At 57.5% G+C, this 7,739-nt stretch carries 9 protein-coding genes and 1 pseudogene; 4 read left to right on the top strand and 6 right to left on the bottom strand.

The window, feature by feature from the left end; all coding sequences use genetic code 11:
* Positions 1-94 precede the first annotated feature (94 nt).
* Positions 95-319 (bottom strand): hypothetical protein, encoded by a 225-nt coding sequence (locus KHO41_RS40410; RefSeq protein WP_211958795.1) that lies wholly within the window; start codon positions 317-319, stop codon positions 95-97.
* Positions 320-333: 14 nt separating this feature from the next.
* Positions 334-945 (bottom strand): site-specific integrase, encoded by a 612-nt coding sequence (locus KHO41_RS40405; protein WP_211958794.1) that lies wholly within the window; start codon positions 943-945, stop codon positions 334-336.
* A gap of 1,131 nt (positions 946-2,076) precedes the next feature.
* On the opposite strand from KHO41_RS40405, the gene KHO41_RS41570 reads away from it, so the two are divergent.
* Complete coding sequence (locus tag KHO41_RS41570; protein ID WP_244874272.1) at positions 2,077-2,229, top strand: hypothetical protein; 153 nt, start codon at positions 2,077-2,079, stop codon at positions 2,227-2,229.
* A gap of 171 nt (positions 2,230-2,400) precedes the next feature.
* Positions 2,401-2,685, top strand: a complete 285-nt coding sequence (locus tag KHO41_RS40395; protein WP_211958796.1) for a hypothetical protein — start codon at positions 2,401-2,403, stop codon at positions 2,683-2,685.
* A 103-nt stretch (positions 2,686-2,788) separates the two neighbouring features.
* Here the strand turns inward: KHO41_RS40395 and KHO41_RS40390 are convergent, their stop codons facing one another.
* The 3 genes from KHO41_RS40390 to KHO41_RS40380 all read right to left on the bottom strand — a co-directional run bounded on the left by KHO41_RS40390 (position 2,789) and on the right by KHO41_RS40380 (position 5,131).
* Entirely contained in the window at positions 2,789-3,031 is a 243-nt protein-coding gene (locus tag KHO41_RS40390) for a hypothetical protein (RefSeq protein ID WP_211958792.1), read from the bottom strand.
* A gap of 934 nt (positions 3,032-3,965) precedes the next feature.
* Positions 3,966-4,484 carry a hypothetical protein gene (locus KHO41_RS40385; protein ID WP_211958791.1) on the bottom strand — a complete coding sequence of 173 codons (519 nt, stop codon included), beginning with the start codon at positions 4,482-4,484 and terminating at the stop codon, positions 3,966-3,968.
* Positions 4,485-4,783: 299 nt separating this feature from the next.
* Entirely contained in the window at positions 4,784-5,131 is a 348-nt protein-coding gene (locus KHO41_RS40380) for a hypothetical protein (protein WP_211958790.1), read from the bottom strand.
* Between the two features lie 316 nt (positions 5,132-5,447).
* On the opposite strand from KHO41_RS40380, the gene KHO41_RS40375 reads away from it, so the two are divergent.
* On the top strand, positions 5,448-6,305 hold the full coding sequence (locus KHO41_RS40375; protein WP_211958789.1) for a transglutaminase-like domain-containing protein: 858 nt from the start codon (positions 5,448-5,450) through the stop codon (positions 6,303-6,305).
* A 6-nt stretch (positions 6,306-6,311) separates the two neighbouring features.
* On the opposite strand, the gene KHO41_RS40370 is transcribed toward KHO41_RS40375, so the two are convergent.
* Positions 6,312-6,629, bottom strand: coding sequence for a hypothetical protein (locus tag KHO41_RS40370; RefSeq protein ID WP_211958788.1), 318 nt, complete (start codon positions 6,627-6,629; stop codon positions 6,312-6,314).
* Between the two features lie 883 nt (positions 6,630-7,512).
* Here KHO41_RS40370 and KHO41_RS42060 point away from each other — a divergent pair.
* A pseudogene (locus KHO41_RS42060) lies at positions 7,513-7,598 on the top strand (integrase); the annotation flags it as partial.
* Between the last annotated feature and the right edge of the window lie 141 nt (positions 7,599-7,739).

Here is a 7,739-nt window from a genome sequence, read left to right as displayed (position 1 = left end):
GGCTGTTCACGAAGTTGCCCCTGGCCACCACGGCCGATGACTATGCCGCGCTGCTACCTTGGGCTATGCCTGACGCAGTTGTGAGTGACGTCGTTTATTGACTGCATACGATACTGAGTCGTCGTGCCCAGTGCGCGGGTTGGACGTTGGAAGGTTGCTGAGCCCACATGAGAGCCAATGCATGGGTGACGAAGGACGCGCGGTGCCTCTCCATAAACGCGACGAAATCAGGCAATGCCTTGCCGGCCTCTTTAAGCTTGAAGCCCAAGCTCCGCCTGAGATCCAGATACTCCTGAACGGCCTGGCGCAGCGTGTTCATCGCACACCTCCCGGTCACGGTACGGCCAGCGTACGCAATGCCTTGATGTCGACCTTCGTGTAGATCTTCGTGGTCTGCGGATGATGGTGTCCCAACAACTCACCAATCTCACCAAGTGACGCGCCGTGTCGGAGCATCTGGCTGGCCAGTGCATGGCGAAACTGGTGCGCCCCAGTGGTGGGGGCGTTGATACCGGCGCGCTGGAGCGAATGCCGAACGATGGAGCCCACGCCACACGCACTACGAAAGCCGGTGATAGGCGCCTTAGCGCGCAAAAACACACGGCGACTGGTGCTCTGCGGTCGCCCGTATCGAAGGTATGCTGCAATCGCCTTGCCAACATCGGCGGGCAAAGGCAGCCCGTTACGCTGACCACTCTTGCCGCGCACGCTTAAAACCCCTGTGTTCCAGTCAATATCGTCGAGCTCGAGAAATGCCGCTTCCCCAGAACGCAGTCCCAGGCGCGCGAGCAGCGGGATGATGGCGTAATCACGACGACCAACGGCAGTCCGTCGATCGATACTGACCAGCAGTTGCTGAATCTGCTCTGGCGGGATCCCGCGAGGGATGGGCTGCATCGACCAGTTGGCCACCACGGGAACGGCAGCGGCCAGATCGAGCGTCATGTCGCCCCGAAAGCACGCGTAACGTAGAAAGGATCGCAGCGCTGTAGTCATCAGCTTCGCGCGCTTCAGATGCAGACGCGGTGCCTGACATTGGACAAAGCTCACGACATCGCCAGCACGTAAACGCGAAAGCCTGACGCGCGCCGGGTTACCGAGTGAAGCGCGGAACGGCTGTTCTGGCCGAGTAACGCCGTGAGCCAGCCACGCCTTCGCAAGCGAACCGGGCGTTACCGTTGTAGCGATATACCACTCTAGTGGGAACCGTCGTTCCGCATGAGCTCTGCACCTGAGCTGCTGGTCATGGCAACCGCACTTCAGAACATGGCGCTCCGGAGCAGCCCTCTTACAAGACAGATTCATGTCGATTCGAGTGCGCAGAACAACATCACGCCGCCTTGGGTAGACCGGTAGACCGCTTGCAGATTCGACGCAATGGAGTTTCATTGACTATGGTAAGAAAGCTCCGTATAACTGACTAAAAGCAGGATCTTCAAGCAGCCATGCCACCCGCATTGAAACGCCCGCTTCTACGGAGTGAGCGTCTTCAATGCCGTCTCCTTGATCTTCTCGCTGCGCCCCACTTGTTGAGGCGTGGATTGCTGCAAGACAACGGCGGAGACGCGCACATCATTGATCCCGAATAGTCTGAACGCGCTGAACTCGCGCCATCGCAACGCGAAGCGTCCGAACCACCGGCCAACCAGCGCCTGTGAGAGCCTGCTTCTTTTTTATTCAGCCATCCAATATCTGGGATAGCTGAACCGCTGACCGTAGAGAAAAGCTCTTCATTTACGGAGGAGAAGTGTGTGTTGGCAGTTTACTCTTCCAGCTTGATCTTATTTTTCCTCTCGCAACTATTTGAGTGGCGCCAACGACGAAGCGAAATACCGAGCAGAATGCTCCATTGGCTTAGTGCGCTCTCCTACTCAACATCATTACTGGTGATGGTATGTTCTGTTGCAAAAATAGTCATAGCAAACTAAGACGAACGCTAATTTACGAGTGTCCACCATGCGGGCGCGAATGAGTTGGCTGTGTCAAGAGTATCGGGGCATGTACATACATGTCACAGCATTCGAGGCTTCCAGCGAGTCTAGTCGGACGGGCGCTCCAGGGCCGAAATGGGGCTATATGATGGCCATCCGCTACACAGCGGACTGGGACGATCGAATGTTCTGTAAGTCATTCGACGAAGAGGACGACTACTACACGCGCCAGGCAGCGGAGCAGGCAGCAGTCCATTATGGAAAATTCGCTGTCGATATTATTCATGGCCTGGATTGAGGCGCCGCCTTGCATCGTAAGGTAGATGCACCATGAGTTCTTTACGGAAAATGAAAATATCCGCGCACTGATGAAACGTATTCAGATCAAATAGTATCAATTTTTTAGAATACATGAACGCCATCACAAAAAACAACGCGTACTGAAACGAACCATACTTGGAGCGACATGATGGACAGCTATCCCGCAGCAAACTGCAAGGGCTTTGATATCTACCCATTGGTCTATAAATTCGACGCACCTCGAAAATGGCACGAGCGCCGGCCAGACCGCTCCTACAGCGCGTCAGTGATCATCTGTAGGGAAGGTGAGCCACCTAGTGGAAATAACGCACGCGTGTTCCACGTCCCCGAAATGCAATGGACTGACTTGGGGTTAGCGAAGCGTGCCGCTGTACGACACGGCGAACATATTATCGACGGCCAAGTCGCTGGTGAGTCGATCGTCGGCCTGTGATCGAAAGCGCTGAGCCCCTGCTTCTGAACTACGCTTACTATATTTACTTATTGACGCAATATAGCAACCACGCACAGGTCACTCGCGTGACGGCTGTAATGCACTATTTTCCTTCGTCCGGCACGTTGTACATCTCGCGTAGCCGGCTGGCGAACGGGCGGATCGCCTCCAGGCACGCGGCGCTGTTGCCACCTTCCATGGTTGACAGACTCCAGTTGCAGCCCCCAGCATCGGCGGCATGCCAGAACACGTCACCAAAGCAAGCGCCCTCGCATTCAGAAAATTTTGCCTGTTCCGCACGAAGCATGGCGCGCAGTTCGGCCTTGTTCTTGAGCTGTCTCGACATGACGTCTCCCCTTTCTCTTTCGATGAGAGTCTATGGCATGGCCGCCGGGACTACCTCCCCCTGACGAAGGTGGACATGCCATCAATCGCATCCCTGGCCGACGACAAGGCCAGCGCGATGGCAGCGTGCGGCGCGTTGGCGAAATGCTGAATCAGGGGCGGCAGCCGTCTGCGGGAACCCATTCCTGTACTGACTGGTGTAATCGTTACGGTAGCGAGGAAGCACGGCTGAAACGGGTCGCCACCGGGGACTGCTCCGGGTGCGTGACGCACCCTCGCAGATACCCTGAAGCCTTTGTAGATTGCGTTGTTCTGCGACATATCGGTCTCCTTTCATGACCGAGCATACGCTGATATGCCGGGATGTGTCCGATTTACTTTCGGCGACAAGGTAGCGATGTCATCGCGAGCCTTTGCCTCTCCGTAGTCAAGCGCTGCATCGACGCTGTGAAAGTTGTCGGTGCCGTCAATGAGATCGTAGGAATGTACGCTAGGAAGATCGCCCCTTACGGGCCGACAATCCGTACGAGCGATCGAGTAGCGTACTACGTAGCCAATCGCTGCGGCCAACTGTGCGGGATCGAGCTGTTGCACAGCTTCGATCAACACCTCGTATTCTCCGATCGTGACGCGCCTTTTCATATCTGATCTCCCTCCCGGCTTCGGTACATTCATCCGGCCCAAGAATAACGTCCACGGCGTCCCGCCCTGCCAGCTCCGCCACGAGGTAAGCCCAACGTCTGGAATACGGCCCGCCAAAAACTTTGATTCGCTTGCCAATCGCTGCGACGCCCGGCGAACTCATGGGCCCCTCGACCTGGAACCAGACGTCGAACATGCCCTTGGATGACATATAGAGATCGACATGGATATCGAACCCACGATATTCCGTCACGCGATCCATAGCCATCGTCAGTCTTCCTGGAGTGAATCAATCATAGCCATCTGAAATTCGGCATCAGGTCACTATGCTCGTCGACACCGACGCCTCCCAGTTCATTGATGATCTGCTTCAGGGCCTCCTTCGATTTCGAATCGCAACTGGCTATCATCAGCAACTGGCCTGGTGCCGCTTGCGCATTTTGCCGCCACAGGCCAAGGCGGCCGATCTTGCCGCCGACCAATCCGCCTGCCCACCAGCCGATCATCGCGCCAAGCATGACAGCGCCAACATACGCAACGGCTATGGCACCAGCGCCGACGGAGACTCCATATCGTAGGATAACAAGCGCGCCCACAAACGCGCCGACGAAGATTCCGGCGATGGCCGCCTCTTCGCGGTACGTAGTCTGGCCGATGTCAGTTGGCGGAAATCCCTCGACCGGCTGATTGTCGCGCTGGACAAACCACGGCCCTTTGACGCGTGCAGAGGTACCGGCCAAATCGCCGAATCGCACTTGTGCAAGTCGTGCCGTGGCGGTGTCTTTCAGGTAGAAATACAACAGCGTACGCATGAAGGTACCTCACACAATCTCAGTTTCGATTTCTGGCGAGCCGGCGGACACTTGCTTGATGACTGCGCCCAAGGGTCCTGATGGCCCTGGTTCGGGTGCAAGACGGTGACCGCAGGTCTGGCCAGCCTTCTTTGACAGCACGATCCCAGTCAATCAGCAACGTGATTGCCTGACGCCACCGGGACGCCGCCAATCGCATGACTCCAAATTGCTGGGGGGCTCCCTCCGGCGGCCTGCCCACCTGGCGGTCGCGCAGAAGGCGCGTGACATGTATGGCACGGTAAGTGGTTTCTGCAGATTCATTCAGCACGATATTTTCCTTCATTGCCTGCCAGGGTGGCAGGTGACGGCAGTGTTGAACAACTGTCACCGTTGTGGGCGCTGATCTTCCATTGCCAACGGGTGATCATCCCCATCCATATCGCATTGCTCAGGATCGTTACGGCGTCTTCATCACGATGAGAGCGCGGCTGCGCCAACCTGAAACGCGGAAGGGCAGCAACGAAGGCGAAAGCCAACTTTGCGATCGGTCTTGCGAAGTAGAGTCGCTCTCGCCAGACATCGATTGAATCGACCCTCGCGAAAGACTGGCTGGCCTGGCTACTAGGGGATTGGGCGAACGGCGGTCGCCGCGTGGCATCTTGCATAAATGTTCCAGGAATCCCCATGAGTGACTTCAGGAGTCACCAGTCCTAAGACGTCATCGAGGGGGAGGGCCCGGAAACGAGTGAGAGGCGAACCAGAAGCACTTAGCTTCCGGAACGCTGCATCTAGCAGTATAGGGGAGCGATGCACGCCGCCCTAACCCGCTTACAAATTGATCAGGCAGGCGCTGCGCCACGCACCTGCGGCGCCCGCTAGCGCGAACCGCTCGACCGCTTCTGGCGCTACACTGAATCGGATGGCCAGAGCCGTTCCCGCGGCCGACACCGTCTCCACCTCAACGTTGACACAAGGTCAGAAATGAACCGCCTTCGGTACTCGGTGAACCTGTCCTATGAGATCCTGGATCCCACAGGAGACTTTCTGTTGATTATCGAAGCAGCGAAGACTGCAAGACAGTCCGTGGTCTCCGAGCGTCTGGCGCTCATGCCAGCGGTTGACGCCGCTCGCTACACGGATTCACTCTGCAACCGCCTGCTCAGGATACGTGCGGACAAGGGCCCGCTGGCCATCCGCTATGAAGCTGTGGTCGACATCGATCATCGCCTCGACGATGTCATGTCGCTGACGGAATTACCCGTCGCGAAACTCCCCTTCGATGTACTTTCGTACCTGGCGCCGAGCCGGTACTGCGAATCCGACCGCATGATGGAGTTCGCCATGCGCGAGTTTGGCGGTATGCGCCCCGGCTATTTGCGCGTGTATGCGATTCGAGAGTGGGTGCGCAACCATGTGCGCTTTCTTTCGCGATCCACCAATGAGCGCACCTCGGCGATCGATACGCTTGTCGAGCGCACCGGCGTATGCCGGGATTTTTCCCACCTGATGATCGCGATTTGCCGCGCCCTGAGTATTCCCGCCCGTATGTCCAGCAGCGTGGACTATGGTGCGGATCCCGACTTGGGCGCGCCGGACTTTCACGCAGTGGTCGAGGTGTTCCTGTCAGGCGGCTGGTACCTCCTCGATCCCTCCGGGGTATCCATTCCGAGTGGTCTCCTGCGCATCGGCACCGGCCGGGATGCCGCCGACATTCCGTTTGCCGCCATATTTGGCAAAGTCGAGTCGAAGCGACCCTTTATCGAGATCGAGCCAATGGCCGACCCGGCTGCCGGGATTGGCCTGCCGCTGGCAACGACAAGCGCCATCTCGACCTGGTAACCGGCATTAGCGCGCTTCGCCTTTCATTCCCTCGATTTCCATGGCGGCGTTCCAATCTTCGTATGCTGCAATCGGTTCCATGGTCTCGTCGACGAACGATGCCGCACGTTCGGCGGCAGCAGACGGCCCCAGAAGAACATCTTCCTGAGGGCTATCCTCGGTCTTCGGCGGCAAGAGCATGTCTTCTAGCATCCCGCTCAGTTCTGCGGTATCCCATGGCTTCCCAAGCCTCGTTTTTTTGTTCTGATAGTGGCGAATTTCCGAGTCTTGCTCGGCCGTAAGTGGCAGGCCTCGGAATGTCGGGCCTGTGTCAGGATGGATCATGGGGCGCCTCCCTTATCGGTCGGCCTTCGTTGAATGAAAATGCATCGCCCTGCGGGGATATCACGGCTTGCTGGGCATTTGTCCAGCTTATGACTTCCTCTTGGCGAGATCGTCGTTCCGAACGCGCGACTGAACCGTGCTAAATGGGGTTGCCGGTACGGAAGGCTTCTTCGGTTGCTTTGGCTTTTTCGCTTCACGGTTACCACGTAGTTGGCTTTTTGCCATGGGAACTCCTGTTGCATTGCTTGCCGGTTGGCAGCCTTAGCATACGCGCTTAATCTTCGGCATAGGGAATTATTCCGTCCTACCCATGACTTCGTATGGCTCCAGGCGTGAGAGTCCCTGTCGCTGGCATTGCGACTGAGCTATTCCGCCTCGCGCCCGAACGCCCCAGCGCGGACGCGAGCGATACGCAGCCTTGTTGCCCATGGTTGGAACAAGTGCGCGCGCCACCCAATTTTCCGATGCCACTGTATCCACCAGCGCCTCCGGTGCCACGTCTCTCGCTGTCCTATGGCGGAAAGCACACATCTGTCCAAGCGCGTGTCAGCGGAGATCGGGTGCGCACAGCAGAACGTCCAAGGAACGGACTTCCATGCCCCCCCTTCGGAGGTGAGTAACGGCGCGATCCACCCGCCAAGGTGGCCGTGTCCTTGCTATCCGCCGGAGGCATTCTGTCCGTGCTAGCCCAGCTCAAAGAGGCTACGCAGCACGCACACAAGCTGCTTCAGTGCTTCAGATCCGGACGGCCGTGCTCAACGACCAGTTTCGGTCGTACGTTGGAGGGTAGCATTCCTCCATCACCGGAGAAGAAGACCACCGCCTTGCCGCTTAGAAGCCCTAACAAAATGATCTTGCAGGGCTGTCGAGTCTATGGCCCGCAGGCCATAGACTCGACAGCACCGTTCGCTATCTCGGCATCGAGGTAGACGATGCCCTCGAGAGATGGCAGAGCAAACTGAGATATGAAGCCAAGGCTGGCCGGCGGGCGGGCGCTAGCTAGTCTTACTGTGTCACAAATATAGCCTGACATCCCAGCAACACGGACAGCGCGGAAGCTTGCTGGTGATCGCGCGGGCGATGAGTAATCGCAACGTGGAAATCGAGTCA

The organism is Cupriavidus numazuensis, assembly GCF_905397435.1.
GTDB classification, from domain to species: domain Bacteria; phylum Pseudomonadota; class Gammaproteobacteria; order Burkholderiales; family Burkholderiaceae; genus Cupriavidus; species Cupriavidus numazuensis.
Note: the sequence above shows the minus strand (reverse complement) of the source record. Positions and strands in the feature narration are given on the sequence as shown.

What these genes read in the sequence shown, in the direction of transcription:
- KHO41_RS41570 (WP_244874272.1), top strand. Translation starts at nt 2,077, where the DNA reads ATGATGGCCATCCGCTACACAGCGGACTGGGACGATCGAATGTTCTGT.
- KHO41_RS40370 (WP_211958788.1), bottom strand. Translation starts at nt 6,629, where the DNA reads ATGATCCATCCTGACACAGGCCCGACATTCCGAGGCCTGCCACTTACG.
- KHO41_RS40390 (WP_211958792.1), bottom strand. Translation starts at nt 3,031, where the DNA reads ATGTCGAGACAGCTCAAGAACAAGGCCGAACTGCGCGCCATGCTTCGT.
- KHO41_RS40375 (WP_211958789.1), top strand. Translation starts at nt 5,448, where the DNA reads ATGAACCGCCTTCGGTACTCGGTGAACCTGTCCTATGAGATCCTGGAT.
- KHO41_RS40405 (WP_211958794.1), bottom strand. Translation starts at nt 945, where the DNA reads ATGACGCTCGATCTGGCCGCTGCCGTTCCCGTGGTGGCCAACTGGTCG.
- KHO41_RS40410 (WP_211958795.1), bottom strand. Translation starts at nt 319, where the DNA reads ATGAACACGCTGCGCCAGGCCGTTCAGGAGTATCTGGATCTCAGGCGG.
- KHO41_RS40395 (WP_211958796.1), top strand. Translation starts at nt 2,401, where the DNA reads ATGGACAGCTATCCCGCAGCAAACTGCAAGGGCTTTGATATCTACCCA.
- KHO41_RS40385 (WP_211958791.1), bottom strand. Translation starts at nt 4,484, where the DNA reads ATGCGTACGCTGTTGTATTTCTACCTGAAAGACACCGCCACGGCACGA.
- KHO41_RS40380 (WP_211958790.1), bottom strand. Translation starts at nt 5,131, where the DNA reads ATGCAAGATGCCACGCGGCGACCGCCGTTCGCCCAATCCCCTAGTAGC.